This window comes from Aeromicrobium sp. (genome assembly GCF_050700635.1).
GTDB lineage: Bacteria > Actinomycetota > Actinomycetes > Propionibacteriales > Nocardioidaceae > Aeromicrobium.
Map to the genome: position 1 here is coordinate 1 of NZ_JBOHDT010000064.1, position 21,151 is coordinate 21,151.

Genomic DNA, 21,151 nt, shown 5'->3' on the forward strand with positions numbered 1-21,151 from the left:
TCTGGTCGGCGATCCGGCTCAGAGCCTCGGCGGCGTCGTCGGCGTCGGCGACCCCTGCCGGGTCGTCGGGCGGTCCCACCAGCACGAAGTCGTTGTGCATGACCGCCTCGCGACTCGAGCCATGGCCCTCGGCCATGAACTGCTCCTCGTCATCAGGTGAGTGGACGAGCAGTGCGTCGGCGTCTCCGCTCGCGCCCATCTCCATCGCCTGCCCGGAACCGACCGCGACCGTCTTGACGACGCAGTCACTGCTCTTGTCGAACAGAGGGAGGATCTCGTCCAGGAGTCCGGAGTCCTGGGTGCTGGTCGTGGTCGCAAGAATCATGTCTCCGCTCGGGCCGCCGGATGCCTCGGGCTCATCGGACCCGCAACCAGCCGTCGCCAGCAGGCTCACAGCGACGACAGCGCTGACCGCTGCCTGCTTCACGCTGCGATCCTGAAGTCGCCGCTGCACCGAAGGTCGTAGCCGCTCAGGCTGGAAACCCGGTCCTGGACGGCCGTGCTGGCCAGAACGTCGAGCAGCGGCGCCAGCAGACCCATCGACTCAGGTTCCACCGCCAGCTCGAAGTCCTCCCACTCGACCGGGAGGAATTCTGCGTCCACCGATTCGGCAACCGATCGGACGGCAAGCCCGGCGTCAGCGGCACCGGTGGCCACCGCGACCGCGACCCCGAGGTGGGAGTCGCACTGCTCGGCCTCCGGCGGGGGTTCGACGCCGGCGTCGCGCAGCAGCCGGGTCAACAACAGCCGTGACCCGGTGCCGGGTGGCCGCCACGCCAGTCTTGTCCCGGCGAGGTCGGTGACATCCCGGATACCCATCGGGTTGCCCTTGGGCACGACGATTCCCTGCTCGCGGCTCCACAGGTGCACGAGCATCGCCGGCTCCCCTCCCAGCACCCTCCGGACGAAGAAGTCGTTGGAACGGCCGGTCCGCGCGTCTCCAAGGTGCACCGCCGCGGCGTCGACCACACCCTGCGCCAGCAGCCCCAGACCGGCCACGCTCCCCCGACCGCCTTCAGCTCGCTCCACGGCAGGGCCGACGGCTGCCTGCAGGAGGTCCAGGGCTGGGTCGTCGCTGCCGGAAAGCCGCACCGTGCCGACGGTTGCGCTCATGGCCAGGGCACGTGCAACCCCGTCCGAGGTGACGACTGCCTGGGACCGAGGGAAACCGGAGATGACGCCCGCCTCCCGCAGGATCGAGTGCGCACGTGCTGCCGTTCCAGGGGAACATCCCACCTGCTGCGCGAGGGCCCGCACCGAGGGGATCGGGTCACCGGGAGTGAGTCGTCCGGCGACGACATCGGCGGCAATTCGTCCAGCAACGTCCTGTACCTTCTGTACCATAAATACAGAATACAGTGTTACCGGATGCGACGACCAGTCTCCTCGGTGCTGTACCCACCCAGGCCTTCGATGGATGCGTGGAAGTCGGGTGAGTCCAGCAGCTTCCACAGCGGCGCGAGGAGCGGGTCCTCGAGACTGCTGGCCTCGACCACCAGGTCGTAGGGCTCCCGCGACACCGGTATGAAGTCCAGGCCGAAGGCTCGCGCCGCAGCCATGATGCCCAGCCCGCAGTCTGCGCGCCCGGCCGAGATCGCTGCGGCGACTGCCAGATGGGTCGGCTCCTCCCGGGCATAGCCACTGACCTTCGCCGGGTCGATCCCGAGCCGGCGAAGCTCATGGTCGAGCAGCATCCGCGTGCCCGCACCACGCTGCCTGTTGACATAGGCCAGGTCCGCACCTGCCAGGTCAGCAAGCCCGGTAATGCCGCGCGGGTTTCCGGGCTGGACCAGTAGTCCCTGATCGCGGTGCACCAGGCGTACGACGGCCAGGTCGCGGTCGCTCATCATCTCGTCGAGGTAGGGCAGCGTGTACTCCCCCGTCGCGGGGTGCAGCAGGTGGGAGCCGGCGAGGTGGCACAGCCCGTCGCGCAACGCGACGAGCCCGCCGAGCGAGCCCACGTTGGTCGACACCAGGGTCAGCGTCGGATCCGCAGACCGAATCGCCGTGGCCGCCAGGTCGATCACGAGGTCGTGCGACCCGATCGTGACGATCGTGCGCTCGATCTCCGGTAGCCGGCGCAACAACTGCACCGAGACCTCCTCTCCCGCATGGTGCCCCTCGACACCAGCGGGCACGAGCAGAAGCCCGTCGGCCCGGACGAGAGACGTCAGCACGCCGGCCCCACGGGGAAGCGGTGACGCGACTACCTGGCCGGCGACGGAGCCCAGGCGCACCCGCACCCAGTCGTCCATGCCCACCACCGAGGGCAGCTTGCGCGCGAGACGGGCCGGGACCTCTGGGCGGTGGGGCGGCGCCGCGCCTTCGAGAGCAGCGAGCAGCGGTGCGGCGAAGATGTCGAACGTCAGCGCAGCCGACACCGGAAACCCGGGCACGCCGATGACAGGGGTGGCATCGACCGCGCCGAGCACCACGGGGTGGCCAGGTCGCACGGCGACCCCGTGCACGGCCAGCTCACCTTGCTCGTCGACCACCCGTGCGGTGTAGTCGTCGCGCCCCGCGCTCGACCCGGCGACCACGATGACCAGGTCCGCGGTGGCTGTCGCCTCCCGCACCTCCGCGCTGATCTGCTCCTGGACATCGGGCTGGATGGGCGTCGCCCAGGACTCGCAGCCCGCCTCGCGCGCCTGCGCGACCAGCATCAGCGAGTTGGTGTCGAGGATCTGGTCCCGCTGTGGCGGTGACCCGACCGGCACGATCTCGTCCCCGGTGGGGATGACGGCGACCCGCGGCCGGCGGCGAACGACGAGGTCGGTGGCTCCCGCCGCGGCAGCCGCGGCGACGTCGACCGGCCGCAGTCGGTGGCCCTCGGGCAGCAACAGCTCACCGGCACTGACGTCCTCGCCGATCGAGCGCACGTGCTGGTACGGCGGCACCGCGGACATGATCTCTGCGGCCTCGCCGGCGGAGGTTGTCACGTAGTGCACGTGCTCGCGCATCACGACCGCGTCGAAGCCATCCGGGATCGGATCTCCGGTGTCAACGACCTCGTAAGCATCTGGCCCGAGCTGCAGCGGAGTGGTCTGCGTGGCACCGGCGGTGTCGCTCGCCAGGACCGCGATGCCGTCCATCGCGGCGGAGTCGCCGACCGGGGAGGATCGGGTCGCCCAAACAGGCTCGGCGGTCACCCGCCCGACTGCGTCCTCCAACGTGACGGCTGCTCCCTCGAGGCGCATCGGGCAGCCGGCAGCGCCGCAGGTGTCGAACCAGGTCCGTAGCGCGGACTCGACGGGGACGTCGCTGATGAAGGGACTTTCGTGCACGGGCCGCCACGCTACCTGTACGTCGTCACGGTGACGTCGGCCCCGGACTCGAGTCCGGTTGCTGGCTCCGGGATCACGACGTATCCATCGGCGGTGGTGAGGATCGACAGCAGCGCGGAGAACCCGAACAGCGGGGTGGCGACGTCGTCGCGGACCTGCACCTGCACCACGTCCAGCCGACCCGCGGCCGAGGCGACACTGCGCGACAGTGTGGCCGATCTGGTTGGCTCCGCAGGGGGCCGCGTGATGCCGCCGAGGAGACGTAGGATCGGCAGCCCGACCAGGCGGAACACGACCAGCGCGGACAGCGGGTTCCCCGGGAGCCCGATGACCGGCACGTCGGAGCACTCGGCCAGCAGGGTGGGTTTTCCGGGCTTGATCGAGAGCCCATGGCAGAAGATGCCCGGTCCACCCAGGGACTCGACCGCGGCGGTCGTCTCGTCGCGGGCACCGACCGACGAGCCGGCCGAGACGACGATGAGATCGCTGTCCTGCAGAGCCGACTCGAGTGTCTTGGTCAGGGCATCGACGTCGTCGGGCACGATCCCTCGGAGCGACGGCTCGCCACCTGCCTCGGTGACCAGGGCCGCCAGCGCGGAGGCGGTGGCATCGCGCACCTGACCCGGCATCAGCTCCTTCGTGCTGGGCGGCACCACCTCATCGCCGGTGGAGATGATCGCCACCCGTGGTCGTGCGCACACGACCACCTCGGTGACGCCGGCCGCCGCCAGGAGCCCGAGGTCCTGGGCTCGCAACGGTCGGCCCGCCGGTGCGATCTCGGACCCGAGGGCCACGTCCTCGTCGGCGTGGACGATTCCCTCCCCCACCGCGACCGGCCGGGTCACCTCGATCACGTCCGACGTGGTGATCTGCGTGTGCTCGACCATCACCACGGCATCGGCGTCGGCCGGGATGACCGCTCCGGTGGGGATCTGGACCGCGGTGGCCGGGCGCACCGCGACATCGGCGCCGACGCCCATCCGCACCGCGCCGATCAGGTCGAGGTAGGCCGGGAGTCCGTCGCTCGCGCCGTACGTGTCAGCCGCACGGACGGCGTAGCCGTCGACCGTCGACCGGGCGAATCCGGGCAGCTCCGCGCCCGACACCACGGCCGTGGCCGGCACCCGGCCGAGCGCGTCCTCCCGGAGGACCGTCTCCTCACCGGTGCGTCGACTCGGTCGGAACCCTGCCAACGCCTCCGACACCGACAGGGTGGTGAAGAACTCCTTACCGCCCAAGGGAGGCAGCCTTCATGCGTCCGGAGGATCTTGGCGCGGCTGCGCGACCGTGTCTGGAGCCTTCTGGCGCGGCTGCGGCCGCGCGATCGTGGCGCCACGCTGGCGACCCATCACGCTGACCACCGGGCCGAGGGCCACCTGACCCAGGCCGCAGATCGAGGTCTTCCGCATGGTCACCTCGAGCTCGAGGAGCCGCTCGCGCCGCCCGTCGTCGAGCTCACCGCCGGCCTCCAGGGTGTCGGTCAGCAGCGCGTGGGCCTTCGTGGACCCGACCCGGCAGGGAACGCACTTGCCGCACGACTCGTTGCGGAAGAACCGCAGCACGTTTGTCGCGGCGGCCAGCGCGTCGGTGCCCTCGGCGATCGCGACGACTGCGCCGGACCCGAGCATCGAGCCGGCCTCGGCCAGGGTGTCGAAGTCGAGGGCGACGTCGAGGTGCTCCGGTCCGAGGAAGTTCGACGAAGCACCACCGGGCTGCACCGAGTCGAGCTCCCTGCCGTCGGACACACCGCCGGCCACGTCGAGCAGGTCACGGATCGTGGTGCCCATCGGCACGCAGTAGACGCCGGGCTTCTCCACGTGTCCCGAGACCGCGAAGAACTTGAGCCCGTCGCTGCCGTTGACGCCCTGGTCCTTCCACCAGTCCGCACCGCGTGACGCGATGACGGGCACGTCGGCGAAGGTCTCGACGGAGTTCATCAACGTCGGCTTCCCCCACAGACCGAACACGCCGGGGAAGGGTGGCTTGTTCCGCGGTTCGCCACGGTGGCCCTCCATGCACTCGATCAGAGCTGTCTCCTCGCCGAGGATGTAGCCCCCGGGTGAGGTGAAGATGTCGAGCATCAACCGGCGGCCGGTGCCCAGCACGTCCTCACCGATGAGGCCCTCGCTGCGGAGACGTTCGATCTCGGCGTGCAGGACGGTCTCCTCGGGGCCGTACTCGTGCCGGATGAAGACCCAGCCCTCCTCAGCGCCGGTGACGACCATGCCCATCAGCATTCCCTCGAGCACGAGGTGCGACTGCTCGGCCAGCAGCTGCCGGTCCTTGAATGTGCCCGGCTCGGACTCGTCCGCGTTGCAGATGGCGTACTTGACGCTGCCCTCGGTGTTGCGGACCAGGTCCCACTTCTTGCCGGTCGGGAAGCCCGCTCCGCCCATCCCTCGAAGGCCAGAGTCCTTCAGGTTGTCGAGGACATGGTCGTGCGTCATCTCTCCAGAGAGCAGGGCACGAAGCGACTGGTAGCGCGGCTCGTTGGAGGTGTAGGGGTCGTTGGGCCAGCCACCGTCCGGCCCGTACGAGACGGTTGCGCCGGGGTCCTCGTCGCCCTGACGCCGACTCTCCACGAAGCCGTCGATCTGCTCGACGCGACCGGGACGTTCATCGACAGTCGCTGCGGGCGCGATGTCACAGCGGCCAGGACAGGAGACCTCCACCAGCTCCACGTCGTCGACGCCGTCGTACTGCTCGTGCAGAGCCTTGATCCGGTCCTCGGATCCCTTGAGCCAGCACGTCAGGTCGCGGCAGACCGCGACGGTGACACCCTTCGGCGGTTCGGTGCGAAAGTGCGGGTAGAAGGAGACCAGGCCCTCGATCTCGTACAGCGGCCGCTTCTGCTCACGCGACAGCGCCACCAGATCCTCCCGGGGCAGCCAGCCCTGACGCTCCTGGATCGCCATCAGCATCGGGATCAGGCTCGGGCCCCGGAAGCGACCGTTGCGCGCTTCGACTCCGGGAACCGCAGTCCACTTGTTGGCCGCCATCGTCACTGTGTGCCACCTCCGACTCGAGCGCCTTCACGGTCACCCACAGGACCGATCCGGACAGCGCAGAACTTGAACTCTGGAATCTTGCCGGTGGGGTCGATCTCGTCGATCGTCAGCAGGTTCGCCGCGGCCTCCCGGAAGTGGAACGGGATGAAGATGTTGCCTGGCGCCTCACGGTGGGAGACCTTGACGTTGAGCACGATCTCCCCACGCCGCGACTCCACCCGGGCGAGGTCGCCGTCGCTCAGCCCGAGCCGGGTCGCGTCGTCCGCATGGAGGTAGGCCTCCGCACGTGGCGCGATGGCGTCGAGCGCGAAGGACCGCCGGGTCATCGAGCCGGTGTGCCAGTGCTCGAGCAGTCGACCGGTGTTGAGCACGAAGGGATACTCCTTGCTGGGAAGCTCCTTCGCCGGCATCCATTCGGCCGGAACCAGATGTGCCAGCCCGTCCGCGGTGTTGAAGGTCTCGTCGAACAGGACGACCGTGCCGTCGCTGTGCTCGGGATCCTCGACCGGGTAGAGCTTGCCCGACGACCCGAGGTTGTCGTAGTCCAGGTTGGCGTAGTCCGGCATCAGCGGGACCATCTCCTCGAACACCTCACGCGGTGATTCGTAGCTCCAGTCCAGGCCGAGCCGCTGCGCGATCTCCTGGACGATCTCCCAGTCGACGCGAGCCTCCCCGGGCGGGTCGAAGACCTTGCGGCCGAGCTGCACGCGCCGGTCGGTGTTGGTGTAGGTGCCGTCCTTCTCCATGTACGACGAAGCGGGAAGGATGACGTCGGCGAACTCGGCCGTCTCGGTGAGGAAGATGTCCTGCACGACCAGGAAGTCCAGCTTGGACAGTGCCTTGCGGACCTTGTTGATGTTCGGGTCGGACAGGAACGGGTTCTCTCCGAGCATGTACATCCCGCGGACACCCTCGTCGAGGATCGACTTGATGACCTCGGTGACGGTGAGGCCGTTCTCAGGGTTGAGGTCGGTGCCCCACGCCTCCTCGAACATCGCCTTCGTCTTGGGCTCGGACACACCCTGGTAGTTGGGGTAGAACATCGGGATCAGGCCCGCGTCGGAGGCCCCCTGCACGTTGTTCTGACCACGCAGCGGGTGCAGCCCGGTGCCCGGGCGTCCGACGTTGCCGGTGATGGAGCACATCGCGATGAGGCAGCGGCAGTTGTCGGTTCCGGTGGTGTGCTGGGATACGCCCATCCCCCAGAAGATGAGCCCGGCGCCGGCCTCACCCCAGAGCCTGGCCACCTCACGGATCAGCTCGACGTCGACGCCGGTGATCTGCGCCGCGAGTTCAGGCGGGTAGGCCTCGACCATCTTGGCGAGCGCCTCGTAGTTCGACGTGCGGCTGGCGATGAAGTCCTCATCGACCAGGCCGAGACGGATGACCTCATGCATGATGCCGTTGTAGAGGGCCACGTCGGTGCCCGGCTTGAGCTGGATGAATACGTCGGCATGATCCGCGACTGCCCCGGCGCGAGGGTCGATGTAGATGATCTTGGTTCCCTCTCGCCGCGCGTTCTTGAAGAACGATGACGCGACCGGGTGGTTCGAGGTCGCGTTGCTGCCGGTGATGATCGCGACGTCGGCGTTCGTGATGTCGCCATAGGTGGTCGATACCGCACCGGACCCGACGCCCTCGAAGAGCGCGGCGACGCTGGACGCGTGGCACAGCCGGGTGCAGTGGTCGATGTTGTTGGTCCCGAAGGCCGTGCGGATCAGCTTCTGGAAGAGGTAGGCCTCTTCGTTGGAGCACTTCGCAGACCCGAAACCGGCGATTCCGTCGGAACCACTCTCCGCGTAGATCCCGCCCAGCCGGCTCGCGACAAGGTCCAGCGCCTCGTCCCAGGTGGCCTCACGGAAGTGCGGCATCACCTCCTCGTAGGGCACCAGCCCGCCGGGCCGGCGGCCCTTGCCCCGCTTGGAGCGGTCCTTGTCCTCGGCCGCCTTGACGCGCTTGGTGCTGTCCTGGCCTGCGTTCTCCTTGACGTCCTCCGACAACGGCCCCTTGGGGTAGGACGAGTCGATGCGGATGAGCGGCACGGTGAGCCGCTGCGGGGAGGACGCGTAGTCCCAGCCGTAGCGCCCCTTGACGCACAGTCGGCCCTGGTTGCCCGGTTGGTCGCGGCCCTCGGCGAAGGAGATCCCGCCGCGCTCGCGATCGACGAAGTAGGTCAGGGCGCAGCCCACACCGCAGTACGGGCATACGGTGTCGACCGCTTCGAGCTTCTCGCGTGGCTGGATCGGGATGTTGTTGATCGCCTTGTTGGTCAGCGCGCCCGTGGGACACGCGGACACACATTCGCCGCAGGTGACGCACGACGACGAGCCCATCGGGTCGTCGAGGTCGAAGGCGATGCGGGTCGAGTAGCCCTTGCCACTGCGGCCGATGACGTCGTTGCCCTGGATGTCGTCGCAGGCTCGGACGCAGCGGTCGCAGAGGATGCAGGAGTCGTGGTCGACGGCGATCACCGGGTTCGAGTCGTCCTTCCCCCGCGCCGGGCCTGGGAAGAGGTCGTCGATGTCGGTGATCGCAAAGCTGTCTGCCAAGGAGAGCAGCTCGTTGTCGGCAGTGGTGGTCTGCTTGGGGTCCTGGTCGCGTGGCGGCTGGTCGTCGAGAAGCAGCTCGGCGAGCACCTTGCGGCGGTTCTCGATCTCGGGCGTCGAGGTGGAGACATCCATGTCCGACTCACAGGGCCGGATGCACGCCGCGGCGTCGGCACGTCCACCCACGTCGACCACACACATCCGGCAGACACCCACCGGGTCGTAGCGCTCGTCGTGGCACAGCACCGGGATGTCGATCCCCAAGTCACGCGCGGCCTCCCAGATCGTCGTACCTTCGGCGACCGAGACGCTCTGGCCGTCGATGGTGAGCGACACCGTGCGAACCGCGGCCTCCGATGGAGCAGGACTGGTGATGGTCATATATGCGACGCCCTTCCAGAGATGGTTTGTGCAACGAACGGCCGGCCCTCGGAGTCCAGCCCACGCTCGGCGTAGTACGTGTCGATCATGGCCCGCAATCGTTCGGCGGGCAGGGTCGCGGTGCGTCCCGAGGCCAGCTCGAGCGGGCTGTCGAGGAAGCGCTCAGGAAGCCAGTCATCGGCTGGCGTCCACCCTTCACGAAGGTTGAAGGCGCGTTTGGCATGCACGATGCGGCGTGCCGTCTCGCGCAGCTCCACTCCGTCGACATCCCACCCGGTGACCTTCGACAACAGACCCGCCCACTCGTCGAACGGCTCGGTGAAAACGCCCCGCAGGAACTTGCAGAGGATCATCGAATCCATGATGGCCGCGCGGTCCTCGGTCTCGATCGCCGCACGTACGTGTTCGGCGGTCCCCCGCACCCGGTCGAGGCCCTCCTTGAGGTCGGCCTCATAGGCCCCGGACCGGTTGTGGTCGGCGCCGCGGGCGTTGACCGCGAGCCCAAGAGCCATGGACTGCATCGTGCGCGGCTCGTAGCCCGGCATCTCCATGCCCTTGACGTGCGGTGCGAAGTCGCCGGAGCCGTGTCCGACCTCCTTCGACGCACGTCTCGAGCCTTCGGCGAGGAGGGCTCCGATGCCGGTCCGGGTGCCGATCTCGTCCAGGACCCGCAAAAGCGCCTCGCCGTCACCGAACTTCAGCCACGGCGCATCCAGCAGGCCGCGGTCGACGCACTCCATCGCCCAGGCGATCGTGCCGCCGGCCGAGATCGTGTCCACACCGAGAGCGTCGCAGCGGAAGCTGGCCTCGAGAACGTGGTCGGGATCGGACACCCCGCACATGGGTCCGAGAGCGAAGACGTTCTCGTACTCGACACGCACCTTGGTCCCGCCCTTGGTGGCATAGATGTGTTCGCACCCGATGGTGCAGGAGGCGCAGCTGTTCTTGGCCACCGAGCGGCTCTCCGCAAGGTCCTCCGCGGACAGCATCGGTGCGTCCGCGAACGTGGACTCCTGGAAGTTGCGCGTGGGAAGCGTGTTGATCGCGTTGAAGGCGAGCAGGTTCGAGAGCGTCCCGAGCTCGCGGTATTTCTTGGTGGCGGGGCCGAACGAGCGACCGCGCAGCTCCTTCGCTGCGGACAGCACCGCCTCCTGGTCGGCGATGGCGACCCGTTTGCCGCCCCTCACCGCGAGAGCCTTGATGTTCTTGGAGCCCATCACCGCACCCAGGCCGCCGCGCCCTGCGTGCCGACCGTCGTGGGAGATCGTCGCGTAGCGCACCAGGTTCTCACCGGCCGGGCCGATGCAGGCCGCGCGCCATCTCCGGCCGTAGCGCTCACGGATCGACTCCTCGGCATCGGATGCGGACATCCCCCACTGCTCCGTTGCATCAACGAGCTCGATGCCCTCCTCGTCGATCAGGAGGTTGGACGGTGATGCTGCGCACCCGGTGAGCACGATCGCGTCATGACCGGTGAACTTGCCAGCGATGGCGAAGTGGCTCGATGCCAACGCATCGGTGAGCAAGCCGGTCAGAGGTGACTTGGCCACCACGGCGAACTTGGCGCTGGTCGTCAGCGGCGTGCCCACCAGCGGTGAGAACACAAACGCGAGGGGTGCCGCCGGGTCGAGCGGTTCCACGCCCGCCGGCCCGAGCTCGTTCATCAACCAGACCCCGAGACCGGCCCCGCCGAGGAAGCGGCGCAGCACATCATCGGGCAGTGGCAGCGTCGTGCTCGAGCCGTCTGTCACATCGACGACGAGGGCTTTGCCGAAGTAGCCACCTGGTGGCGTCACCACACCGGTCACCCGCCCGCGTCCGCAGAGATGAACGACACGGTGTCACCGGGCATCAGTGGCACCATTCCGTCGCCCCGAATCTGGTCACCGTTGAGTGCGGCGACGATGTGGCCGTCGAACGCCAGCCCCACCTGCTCCGCAGCCGAGGCGATGGTCGCGGCTCGGACCTTGCGTGGGCCACGGCCCCCTCCGCTGGTCGCGAGGACGCCGTACCGCTCCACGACGATCTCGGGTGCGGGGCGGCTGCGGGCTTCGCGATACTCGTCGGGCTCGTTGACGTTGATGACGGAGTCAAGGTTTGGGTCGACGCTTGCCAAGCGTGGGTCGGACAACAGCTCCGCGTCGTCGAGCTGTCGCACGTTGCACTCCTCGAACAGGTGTGCGGGGCGCCGTCGGTCAGCATCGAGCAGCTTGGTGATCTGCGGCGCCAGGTCGGTCCGGTATCCAGCGGCCATCGGCTGACGGTAGCCGTGAACGAACGGGAGGACCACTTCGGGGCGCTCCGCATCCGGCGTTTTCGCATCAGGCTCGAAGCCACGGAGCACGGCACGTACGAAGGCTGCGTGCAGGAAGGGCAGATCTGTCGAACAGACGAAGGCCGTCTCGGAGTGCTCTGCTGCGGCCGCCAGCCCGACGGCGAGCCCCTCCATCGGCCCTCGTCCTTCCTCCACGTCGTCACACAGGACGACCCGGGGGTCCAGCTCGGGCAGCTCCTGTCCGTGTGCCCGCACCACGATGACCGGCCCTTCGACCGCACGGCCGACCACGCCGGTCACGTGGCGCAGCAAGGTGGACCCGTGCCACTCGAGCGCTGCCTTCGCTGTCCCCATCCTGGATGAGCGGCCACCCGCAAGCACGATCCCGGCCGACGCATTCATACCGTAGACGGTATACCGTCTGTCAAGATTGCCATCACCCCTCCTGGCCCGAGCCGAATGATCATTTCGGGGATCTCCGGTCGCGCCCGTCGGACCCAACCATCCTACGCCCGCCACCAGGGCCAAGGGCGATGACCAATCACCCGTCCTGCCGAGCGCGCACGAGCCGCCGTCCGACCAGAAGATCCGAGGAGCCCGAGGACTGACGCGAACTGGATACGCTGCCCGCGTGCCTGAGAATCCCGCCGAGCACGGACCGGAGCGTCCCCTCCCGCACGACCCGGACCTCGAGGCCGACGAGGGTCCCGATGGCGAACCGATCCCCGTCCACCTCTCCCCGAGCTTCATCGCCCTCGTCGCTGTGGGCGGCGCGGTCGGTTCCTTGGCGCGGTACGGCGTCGAGCTGCTGGCGGGTACGTCAGAGGGCCTGCCGGTCGGCACTCTGACGGTCAACCTCGTCGGGGCGTACGCCCTCGGCGTGCTCCTGGAGCTGCTGGCCGTGCGCGGATCCGACGTCGGGCACCGTCGCACCGCCCGGCTTCTGGCCGGCACGGGTTTCCTCGGCGGCTTCACCACCTACAGCGCGCTCGCCGTCGAGACCGACGGCCTGCTTCGTGATGGGCGAGCCGGTCTCGCGCTGACATACGCGCTCGCGACGGTGGCGATCGGTCTCGTCGCGTCACTAGCCGGCGTTCTCAGTGTCCGGGCGGTGGCGCGGTGACACCGCTCCTCATCGCCGTCGCGGGCGGGCTCGGGGCGGCCACCCGGCTCGTGGTCGACGGGCTGGTGCGGCACCGGACGACGTCGACGTTTCCATGGGCGACCATCCTGATCAACGTCACCGGGTCATTCCTGCTCGGACTGCTGATCGGCAGCGGTGTCGGGACCCGCTGGTCGGACGTCGTGGGAACCGGCTTCCTCGGCGGCTACACGACGTTCAGCGCGGCGAGCCTGGAGACTGCCGGGTTACTGCTCGACCGTCGCCCCTTGGCGGCGGCGGTCAATGCTCTCGGCGTGCTCGTGGTGTGCGTCGCTGTTGCGTCAGTCGGCTACGCCGTGGGACAGCTCTGAGTCAGGCCGTCTTGGCTGCGTCGATGGCCTTCTGCAGGTCGGGGAGCTGCGGAACTCCGCCTTGGGCGCCCTGGACCTTCTTGCCGTCGATCAGGACGGTCGGCGTTCCCTCGACCTTGGCGTCACGGGATGCTTCCGTGGCCTTCTCGATCCAGGGGATGAACCTTCCGGTCACGACGCACTGCTCCGCAGCCTCGCCGGTCACCCCGGCCTGGTTCAACGTCTCGACGAGGGCTGGGTCCTCCGGACCGGCCGTGCCCTCCGCCGGCTGGTTGGCGAAGAGCAGGTTGCTGACCTGCTTGTAGGCCTCGACGCCGCCGGATTCCTGGGCGCACATCGCCGCCGAGCCGGCGCGGCTGGAGTACTCGTTCTGGCTGGCGCGGTCCAGGAACGCGATGATGCGGTACTCGATGGTGATCTCGCCCTTCTTGACCGCTTCGTCGAGATAGGCACCGTTGGCCTGCTCGAACGACTTGCAGACCGGGCACTGGAAGTCTTCGTAGAGAACGACCTCAACCGCGTCGGAGGCGGGTTCGCCGCCGGCGGCCTCGGCGTCGTACACGACTCCGAAGTCCTCGGTGGCACCCTTCGGGGTGATGACGTCGGTCTCCTGCGCACGCGAGTCGCTCGTGGTCTTGATGGCCCAGCCACCGGCGATGACCAGCGCGAGCACCACGACGACGATCGCGACGGTGATGAGGTTGCGTTGCTTGCGGTCGGCCTTCTCCCGCTCCTTGCGCATCTGCTCGGCACGGGCGGCTCGCTGCTGGCGTTCGTTGGTCACGCTGGGAGCCTACCGACCCGGATGAATCACCCAAGAAACGGTGGGTACTAGGGTGATGCGACGTGAAGGACAAGCTGGTGTGGATCGACTGCGAGATGACCGGTCTCTCGCTGGAGAACGACGCGCTCATCGAGGTGGCCGCGCTGGTCACCGACTACGAGCTCAACATCCTTGGTGACGGTATCGACCTGGTCGTCAAGCCACCCGCCGCGGCCCTCGAACAGATGAACGAGGTTGTCACCCGCATGCACACCAGCTCCGGACTGCTCGACGAGCTCGATGCCGGACTCACCTTGCGTGAGGCGGAGGAGCAGGTGCTCGCTTACGTCCGGGAGTTCGTGCCCGAGCCGCGCAAGGCACCGCTGGCCGGCAACACCATCGGAACCGATCGGACGTTCCTCGCCCGCGACATGCCCGAGCTCGAGGGCTGGATGCACTACCGCGTCATCGACGTCTCCTCCATCAAGGAGCTCACCCGCCAGTGGTTCCCGCGTGCCTACTACGCGGCGCCGGCCAAGGGCGGCAGTCACCGCGCGCTGGCCGACATCACCGAGAGCATCGACGAGCTCCGCTACTACCGCAGAGCCGTCTTCGTGGAACCACCCGGGCCGGACTCCGATGCCGCTCGCGCCTTGGCCGCCGAGGTCCTCGACGGCACCTCTGATGAGCCTCAAGGCGCTTCGTGAGCACCCCTCGCGCTGCGTTACACTCGTCCTCGCCGTGCCGGGTGCATGCCCGGCACGCGTGGTGGGCGTAGCTCAGTTGGTAGAGCACCGGCTTGTGGTGCCGGTGGCCGCGGGTTCAAGTCCCGTCGTCCACCCCACGGAACCCCTGCACACGTGAACTCGTGGCGGGGGTTCGCCTACGTTCGAGCAGGTCGGCGATGCCCGTGACGAGCAGCGACAGGCCTAGCGCGCAAGCCACGACTCCCGAGGTCACCAGCACCGGTCGTGGGACGAACGGGTTCGACGGCGCGAACGCCTCCCCTAGCCCGCCGATGACGAACAGCGGCCCGAGGAGGCAGAGGACGAAGACTGCGGTGGTCCCCACCAGCGCCGGCTCCGAGCCAGAACGGCGCACGCCGTCAGAGCGACCCACGGAGCGACGGGGATCGATGTCGCCGTGCCCTTCGCGACGAACTCGCCGAGGGTGACCGTCGATCTGCCGGAGCCGTCGAACTGGGTGGGCCACTCGAAGATCAGCGCCAGGAGGAGTCCCACGAGCGAGGTGACGAAGATGATGACGCAGACCGCGACAACCTGCGGGTCGTCCGGAGTTCCATGGCGTTCAACTTGTCATCGGCGCAGCAGGATGTCCCCGGAATCGCTGACGACCTGCACGATGCCCTTCCCCCCGCGCACGGACTTGATCCCCGACCGGACGTCGCCACTGCCGGAACCGATGTGGAGGGAGTAGTCGATGACGCCGATCGGGATGCGGGCGAAGATGTCGCCGCTCCGCGAGCGGGCCTTGAGTGCGAACGGCTGCTCGGCGAAGTTCGCGTCGATGTCACCGTCGTGGGCTCGGGCCGAGAACTCCTGGACCCGCAAGCCGCTTCCACGGATGTCGCCGCTGCCAGTGGCAATGGTCACGACACGGTCGCGGAGACTACTGACGGTCACGTCGGCGGTGTCGGTGGCCACCAGCACCGGGAGCTTCGGCGGAACGGCCACCGTGACGACGACGCCGCAACCCGGCGAGAGCCAGTTCATGCAGCTGCCGACGACCTCGATCTCGTGGCCTCGGCGCCGGAGCTCGTAGCCCGTCTCGAGCAGGCCGCTCGTGACCTCGGCCCGGATCACGATGTCCGAGCTCGTGCCCTCGACCAGACGGACATCGGCATCGGTGGAGCGGATGGCCAGCTGCGGCTCGTCGCCGACGTCGATGCGATTCGCGGCGGTTCGAGTGGAGCTCGACGCCAGGGACGTGGCCGCGAGAGCGCCGAGCACGATCGCGATGATCCCGACCGTGACCACGACCGTGATGAGCGTGCGCACCCACGGACGCCGCTCTCCGTCGTCGAGGCGGCGGTGTGGTGCCATGAGGGAACGGTCGTGCATCAGACGGTGGCGCCGGCCTGGGAGATCGGCACGACGTCGGATGCACCCATCCGCGCCGCGTCGGCGGTCTCGTCGTCGGGCATCGTCTGACTCTCCCGCTCGGCCTCGACCCGGGCGAGGTAGTGCTCGACCTCGCGGTCACGCTGCTCGACGCTCCACCCGAGCACGTCCCCCATGAGCCCGGCAACCTCCTCTGCAACCTCGATACCACGATCGAAGGTCTCGATGGAGATGCGCGTGCGGCGGGCGATGGTGTCGTCGAGGTGACGGGCACCCTCGTGCGACGCGGCGTAGACGATCTCGGCGCGCAGGTAACCGTCCGCGCCGCCCAGCGCCTTGGCGAGGTCGGGCCGTTCGGCGATCAGGTCGAGCAGCTCGGTGACCAGCGAGCCGAACCGACGCAGCAGGTGCTCGATGCGACCGATGCCGAGGCCGCTCTCCGCTGCGAGCTTCTGCCGCTGGTTCCAGACCGCCTCGTACCCGTCGGCGCCGAGCAGCGGGACGTCCTCGGTGCAGCACTCCGGAACCTTGCGGCTGTGGATCAGCGACATGGACTGCACCGCGGCGTCGACGGCGTCCTTGGCCATGACGCGGTACGTCGTGTACTTGCCACCGGCGATGACCACGAGTCCGGTGACGCTCGTGGACACGGCGTGCTCGCGGGAGAGCTTGCTGGTGGCCGCGTCCTCACCGGCCAGCAGGGGCCGCAGCCCGGCGAACACGCCCTGCACGTCGTCGTGCGTGAGCGGCTCGACGAGCACGGTGTTGACGTGCTCGAGCAGGTAGTCGATGTCGGAGCGACTCGCTGCCGGATGGTCCTTGGAGAGGTCCCAGTCGGTGTCGGTGGTGCCGATGATCCAGTGCCGTTCCCACGGGATGACGAACAGAACCGACTTCTCCGTGCGCAGGATGAGGCCGGTCTCGCCGCGGATGCGATCGCGCGGCACCACGAGGTGGATGCCCTTCGACGCGCGCACATGGAACTGCCCGCGCTCACCGGCGAGACCTTGGGTCTCGTCGGTCCAGACGCCGGTGGCGTTGATCACCTGACGTGCGGCGACATCGTGCTCGTCGCCCGTCTCGAGGTCCTTGACGCGCGCGCCGGTGACCCGATCGCCCTCGCGCAGCAGCGAGATGACACGGGTGCGGCTGGCGACATGGGCCCCGTAGGCAGCCGCCGTGCGGGACAGGAACATCGTGTGGCGGGCGTCGTCAACCTGGCCGTCGTAGTAGTGCAGAGCCCCGATGAGAGCATCCTTCTTGAGCGCCGGCATGAGGCGACGGGCACCGCGACGGGTGAGATGACGGTGGTGCGGCACGCCGCGCGAACGTCCGGACAGGAACGCCATCGAGTCGTACAGCGCCACACCGGACCCGGCGTAGATGCGCTCCCAGACGCGGCGGGTGAGCGGATAGATGAACGGCACCGGACGGACGAGGTGAGGGGCGATCTTCTCCAGCAACAGGCTGCGCTCGGCCAGCGCCTCCGCGACGAGACGGAAGTCGAGCATCTCCAGGTAGCGGAGCCCGCCGTGGATGAGCTTGCTGGATCGACTCGACGTGCCCGAGGCGAAGTCGCGCGCCTCGACCAGCCCGACGCTGAGGCCGCGCGTGGCAGCGTCGAGCGCTGCACCGCCGCCGACCACACCGCCACCGATCACGAGGATGTCGAGCGTCTGCGAACTCATGGCGGCGAGGGCGGCCTCGCGGTTCTGCGGTGACAGTGGGACCGATCGCATGGGCCTAGTCAACCAAAGCCGTCAGTCTCACCGATTCCGACGTCGCGCGCCATCGACACCGCCTCCGCACGCGTTCGTGCATGGAGCTTGGCCAGGACGTCGCTGACCCGGTTGCGCACCGTCTTCGGCCACAGGACGAGCCGCCGCGCGATGGCGGTGTTGCCTGTACATCATGTACGTGATGAACGACTTCGCCAGCTACATCGGCTGGCTGGGTGTGACCATCGCCCTCGGCGCGATCGCCTGGATGGCGTTCCGTGACCGCACGGTCTCGCGCTGGATCGGCGTCGTCTGCCTGGTGCCGGTGCTCGCCGTGACCGCGTTCGCCGCTGCAACCGGGCTGCCGGGGTTCCCGGGCGTCGTGTCGCCACCGTTCATGGCGATCGCGTTCGCCGGACTTGCCTTCGGCAAAAGCACCATCACCCGCTGAAGGACTACTCCTCGACCCAGTCGAGGGTGCGCTCGACCGCCTTGGCCCACTGGGCCCGGGCGGTCTTGCGTTGTCCGGCGTCGGTGGTCGGGTCCCACCGGGCGTCCTCGGACCAGTTGTCGGCCAGCTCGTCCGTGCCCGACCAGAAGCCGACCGCGAGCCCAGCGGCGTAGGCGGCGCCGAGCGCCGTCGTCTCGGCGACGACCGGGCGGCTGACGGGGACACCGAGGACGTCGGCCTGGATCTGCATGCACAGGGAGTTGCTGGTGACGCCGCCGTCGACCTTGAGCACGTCGAGGCTCAGGTCGGCGTCGGCCACCATCGCCTCGACGACGTCGGCACTCTGCTGACAGATCGCCTCGAGTGCGGCACGGGCCAGGTGGGCCTTGGTGTTGAACCGCGAGAGTCCGACGATCGCGCCGCGGGCATCTGATCGCCAGTAGGGCGCGAACAGGCCGGAGAAAGCGGGGACGAAGGCCATGCCCCCGGTGTCGTCGACCTGGGCTGCGAGAGTCTCGGTCTCGGCCGCGTCGTCGATGATGCCGAGCTGGTCGCGAAGCCATTGCACGGCTGAGCCCGTGACGGCGATCGAGCCCTCGAGGGCGTAGACGGCGGGTTGGTCGCCGAAGCGGTAGCCGAGTGTGGTGATCAGCCCCCGCTCCGAGCGAACGATCTCGGTGCCGGTGTTGAGCACCAGGAAGTTGCCGGTGCCGTAGGTGTTCTTGAGGCTGCCGGGCTCGAAGCAGACCTGGCCGACGAGGGCGGCGTGCTGGTCGCCGAGGTCGCCCGCGACGGGAACCTCGGCCTCGAATGGTCCGTCGGCGCTCGTCGTTCCGTAGACCTCCGAGCTGGAGCGGATATCGGGGAGCATCTCGCGGGGTACGTCGAACAGCCCGAGCAGCTCGTCGTCCCAGTCGAGCGTCTCGAGGTCCATCAACATGGTGCGGCTGGCGTTGGTGACGTCGGTGAGGTGCAGACCGGTGAGCTGCCAGATCACCCAGGTGTCCATGGTGCCGAAGAGCGCGTGCCCCGCCTCGGCGTCGGCCCGGACGCCGTCGACGTTCTCGAGGATCCAGCGCAGCTTGCCGCCGGAGAAGTACGACGCCGGCGGGAGCCCGGTGCGCTCCTTGATCAGGTCGGCGTGGCCGTCGCGCTCGAGCTGCTTGGCGATGGCGTCGGTGCGGGTGTCCTGCCAGACGATCGCGTGGTGGTAGGGCTCGCCGGTACGACGGTCCCAGACGACGGTCGTCTCGCGCTGGTTCGTGATGCCGATCGCAGCGAGGTCGGTGGCCCTGATGCCGGCTTCCTCGAGTCCGCTCCCCACGACGTCCTGCGTGCGCGCCCAGATCTCCGACGCATCGTGCTCGACCCAGCCGGCCTGCGGCAGGATCTGCTCGTGCTCGAGCTGGTGGCGTCCCACCTCGGCCCCGTCGTGGTCGAAGACCATGAACCTGGTGCTCGTCGTGCCCTGGTCGATCGCGCCGACGTAGCGTGCCTCAGCCATGAAGGCACCTTAGCGAGGGCCCACCGAGCGGTCAGTCGGGCTTGAGCTCGCCGCGCACGTCGGCGTGCGGCACGGACGGGATGGTGCCGAGCTTGCCCTTCTGGTAGTCCTCGAACGCCTGCAGGACCTCGGCCTTGGTGTTCATGACGAACGGGCCGGCCCAGGCGATGGGCTCGCGGATCGGCTGTCCGCCGAGCACGATGACGTCGAGCGCCGGGTGACGCGACTCCTGCCGGGCGTCGGCACCGACGGTGATCGTCTCGCCGTGGCCGAGGACCGCCAGCTGGCCCGAGTGGATGGCGCGGCGGTCCTGTCCGACGTAACCGTCGCCGTTCATCAGGTAGACGAGGGCGTTGTAATCGGTGCGCCACGGCAGGGTCATCTCCGCGCCGGTGGAGACGGTGGCGTGAACCATCGTCATCGGCGTGTGCGTGCTGCCCGGACCCTTGATGCCGTCGACCTCCCCGGCGATGACGCGGATGAGCGCGCCCGCGTCGTGCGAGGCACCCAGGCCGACGTCGCCGGCGCGGATGTCCTGGTAGCGCGGTGGGAGCCACTTGTCGGCCTTCGGCAGGTTCACCCACAGCTGGAAGCCGTGGAACAGGCCGCCCTTGGCGACGAGCCACTCCGGCGGGGACTCGATGTGCAGCAGGCCGCTTCCGGCCGTCATCCACTGGGTGTCGCCGTCGGTGATCGACCCGCCACCGCCATGACTGTCCTGGTGGTCGAAGACGCCGTCGATGATGTAGGTGACGGTCTCGAAGCCGCGGTGCGGGTGCCACGGCGTGCCTTTGGGCTCACCGGGCGCGTACTCCACCTCGCCCATCTGGTCCATCATGATGAACGGGTCGAGGTGGGCCAGGTCGATGCCGGCGAAGGCTCGGCGGACCGGGAAACCCTCCCCCTCGAACCCCGACGGCGCGGTGGTGATGCTCCACACCGGACGCGGCTGGTCACCCAGCCCAGGCGCACGCACCCGGTCCAGGACGGTCAGGTCGTCGACGGTGATTGCGGGCATCGGGCCCACCTCCTCTACGTCACCGACACCAACGGTAGTTGAAGGTTGGATATTCCGTGTCACCTCGGCACCGCTAGTGTCGCTGGCGTGGACTCGGGAGGGAGTGCGTACGACGTCGTCGTGGTCGGCGGCGGCCACAACGGACTCGCCGCGGCGGCCTACCTCGCCCGGGCCGGGCTCTCCGTTCTGGTGCTCGAGCGGCTCGACCACATCGGCGGCGCCGCGGTGTCCGCGCCGGCGTTCCCCGGCTTCGACACCCGGGTGTCGCGCTACGCCCGGCTCGTCTCGCTGCTGCCGGCGCAGGTCGTCCAGGACCTCGGCCTCGACCTCGAGCTGAGGTCCCGGCCCGCTGCGTCGTACACACCCGTGGTGCGGGACGGGAAGTCCGGCGGACTCTGCGTCGAGCGCGACGAGGGTGACGAGACGGCTCGATCGTTCCGGGAGCTGACCGGTTCCGACGCGGAGTACGACGCCTGGCGGGCGTTCAACGCAGACGTCAACAGCATGGCCTCCGTCGTCTATCCGACGCTGCTCTCCCCGCTGCCGTTCGAGCGCGACGTGCGGGAGCGGGTGGACAAGGGCGTGTGGCGCGACCTGGTCGGGCAGCCGCTCGGGATGACCATCGAGGAGCGGTTCACCGACGACACCG

At 68.7% G+C, this 21,151-nt stretch carries 20 protein-coding genes, 1 tRNA gene and 1 pseudogene; 6 read left to right on the forward strand and 16 right to left on the reverse strand.

Features of this window, described 5'->3' with window-relative positions; all coding sequences use genetic code 11:
- From ACRDPN_RS04705 to ACRDPN_RS04745, 9 genes and pseudogenes are all read right to left on the reverse strand, one after another.
- A partial coding sequence (locus ACRDPN_RS04705) for a substrate-binding domain-containing protein (RefSeq protein WP_431446207.1) occupies window positions 1-427 on the reverse strand: 427 nt, incomplete at its 3' end.
- Entirely contained in the window at window positions 424-1,113 is a 690-nt protein-coding gene (locus ACRDPN_RS04710) for a substrate-binding domain-containing protein (RefSeq protein ID WP_431446230.1), read from the reverse strand. The genes ACRDPN_RS04710 and ACRDPN_RS04705, both read right to left, overlap by 4 nt.
- A gap of 54 nt (window positions 1,114-1,167) precedes the next feature.
- Window positions 1,168-1,344, reverse strand: a pseudogene (locus ACRDPN_RS04715) (GntR family transcriptional regulator); the annotation flags it as partial.
- Between the two features lie 17 nt (window positions 1,345-1,361).
- Window positions 1,362-3,284, reverse strand: a complete 1,923-nt coding sequence (locus ACRDPN_RS04720) for a molybdopterin biosynthesis protein (protein ID WP_431446209.1) — start codon at window positions 3,282-3,284, stop codon at window positions 1,362-1,364.
- 11 nt (window positions 3,285-3,295) lie between these two features.
- The gene (locus tag ACRDPN_RS04725) at window positions 3,296-4,522 is read right to left on the reverse strand and encodes a molybdopterin-binding protein (protein WP_431446211.1); all 1,227 of its coding nucleotides are present in this window, start codon (window positions 4,520-4,522) and stop codon (window positions 3,296-3,298) included.
- A 12-nt stretch (window positions 4,523-4,534) separates the two neighbouring features.
- The gene (locus ACRDPN_RS04730; RefSeq protein ID WP_431446213.1) at window positions 4,535-6,283 is read right to left on the reverse strand and encodes an NAD(P)H-dependent oxidoreductase subunit E; all 1,749 of its coding nucleotides are present in this window, start codon (window positions 6,281-6,283) and stop codon (window positions 4,535-4,537) included.
- 2 nt (window positions 6,284-6,285) lie between these two features.
- On the reverse strand, window positions 6,286-9,219 hold the full coding sequence (fdhF, locus tag ACRDPN_RS04735) for a formate dehydrogenase subunit alpha (RefSeq protein ID WP_431446215.1): 2,934 nt from the start codon (window positions 9,217-9,219) through the stop codon (window positions 6,286-6,288).
- Window positions 9,216-11,027, reverse strand: coding sequence for an aldehyde ferredoxin oxidoreductase family protein (locus tag ACRDPN_RS04740; RefSeq protein WP_431446217.1), 1,812 nt, complete (start codon window positions 11,025-11,027; stop codon window positions 9,216-9,218). Before ACRDPN_RS04740 ends, fdhF begins: the two co-directional genes overlap by 4 nt.
- A complete protein-coding gene (locus ACRDPN_RS04745) occupies window positions 11,024-11,896 on the reverse strand; it encodes an NTP transferase domain-containing protein (RefSeq protein ID WP_431446218.1) in 873 nt (290 codons plus the stop codon). The genes ACRDPN_RS04740 and ACRDPN_RS04745 overlap by 4 nt, the downstream gene beginning before the upstream one ends.
- Before the next feature lie 229 nt (window positions 11,897-12,125).
- On the opposite strand from ACRDPN_RS04745, the gene ACRDPN_RS04750 reads away from it, so the two are divergent.
- The gene (locus ACRDPN_RS04750; protein WP_431446219.1) at window positions 12,126-12,617 is read left to right on the forward strand and encodes a fluoride efflux transporter FluC; all 492 of its coding nucleotides are present in this window, start codon (window positions 12,126-12,128) and stop codon (window positions 12,615-12,617) included.
- The gene (locus ACRDPN_RS04755; protein WP_431446220.1) at window positions 12,614-12,967 is read left to right on the forward strand and encodes a fluoride efflux transporter FluC; all 354 of its coding nucleotides are present in this window, start codon (window positions 12,614-12,616) and stop codon (window positions 12,965-12,967) included. The genes ACRDPN_RS04750 and ACRDPN_RS04755 overlap by 4 nt, the downstream gene beginning before the upstream one ends.
- Window position 12,968: 1 nt before the next feature.
- Here ACRDPN_RS04755 and ACRDPN_RS04760 read toward each other — a convergent pair whose 3' ends face one another.
- Complete coding sequence (locus ACRDPN_RS04760) at window positions 12,969-13,751, reverse strand: DsbA family protein (protein ID WP_431446221.1); 783 nt, start codon at window positions 13,749-13,751, stop codon at window positions 12,969-12,971.
- Between the two features lie 62 nt (window positions 13,752-13,813).
- Here ACRDPN_RS04760 and orn point away from each other — a divergent pair, with 62 nt between their 5' ends.
- The gene (orn, locus tag ACRDPN_RS04765; RefSeq protein ID WP_431446222.1) at window positions 13,814-14,437 is read left to right on the forward strand and encodes an oligoribonuclease; all 624 of its coding nucleotides are present in this window, start codon (window positions 13,814-13,816) and stop codon (window positions 14,435-14,437) included.
- A 61-nt stretch (window positions 14,438-14,498) separates the two neighbouring features.
- Window positions 14,499-14,574: transfer RNA gene (locus ACRDPN_RS04770), tRNA-His, on the forward strand.
- Here the strand turns inward: ACRDPN_RS04770 and ACRDPN_RS04775 are convergent.
- The 4 genes from ACRDPN_RS04775 to ACRDPN_RS04790 form a co-directional block, all read right to left on the reverse strand.
- The gene (locus ACRDPN_RS04775) at window positions 14,553-14,849 is read right to left on the reverse strand and encodes a hypothetical protein (RefSeq protein WP_431446223.1); all 297 of its coding nucleotides are present in this window, start codon (window positions 14,847-14,849) and stop codon (window positions 14,553-14,555) included. The two genes, ACRDPN_RS04770 and ACRDPN_RS04775, sit on opposite strands and share 22 nt — an antisense overlap.
- 197 nt (window positions 14,850-15,046) lie before the next feature.
- The gene (locus ACRDPN_RS04780; RefSeq protein WP_431446224.1) at window positions 15,047-15,793 is read right to left on the reverse strand and encodes a DUF4097 family beta strand repeat-containing protein; all 747 of its coding nucleotides are present in this window, start codon (window positions 15,791-15,793) and stop codon (window positions 15,047-15,049) included.
- Between the two features lie 17 nt (window positions 15,794-15,810).
- On the reverse strand, window positions 15,811-17,550 hold the full coding sequence (locus ACRDPN_RS04785; RefSeq protein WP_431446225.1) for a glycerol-3-phosphate dehydrogenase/oxidase: 1,740 nt from the start codon (window positions 17,548-17,550) through the stop codon (window positions 15,811-15,813).
- An 8-nt stretch (window positions 17,551-17,558) separates the two neighbouring features.
- Window positions 17,559-17,702 (reverse strand): hypothetical protein, encoded by a 144-nt coding sequence (locus ACRDPN_RS04790; protein ID WP_431446231.1) that lies wholly within the window; start codon window positions 17,700-17,702, stop codon window positions 17,559-17,561.
- 29 nt (window positions 17,703-17,731) lie between these two features.
- Between ACRDPN_RS04790 and ACRDPN_RS04795 the strand changes: the two genes are divergently transcribed.
- Complete coding sequence (locus ACRDPN_RS04795; protein ID WP_431446226.1) at window positions 17,732-17,980, forward strand: hypothetical protein; 249 nt, start codon at window positions 17,732-17,734, stop codon at window positions 17,978-17,980.
- A 4-nt stretch (window positions 17,981-17,984) separates the two neighbouring features.
- On the opposite strand, the gene glpK is transcribed toward ACRDPN_RS04795, so the two are convergent.
- Window positions 17,985-19,484: a glycerol kinase GlpK gene (glpK, locus tag ACRDPN_RS04800; protein ID WP_431446227.1), complete on the reverse strand. Its 1,500-nt coding sequence runs from the start codon at window positions 19,482-19,484 to the stop codon at window positions 17,985-17,987.
- 31 nt (window positions 19,485-19,515) lie between these two features.
- Complete coding sequence (locus ACRDPN_RS04805) at window positions 19,516-20,502, reverse strand: pirin family protein (protein ID WP_431446228.1); 987 nt, start codon at window positions 20,500-20,502, stop codon at window positions 19,516-19,518.
- Between the two features lie 87 nt (window positions 20,503-20,589).
- Here ACRDPN_RS04805 and ACRDPN_RS04810 point away from each other — a divergent pair.
- Window positions 20,590-21,151: FAD-dependent oxidoreductase (locus tag ACRDPN_RS04810; protein WP_431446229.1), on the forward strand; the 562-nt coding region annotated here is incomplete at its 3' end.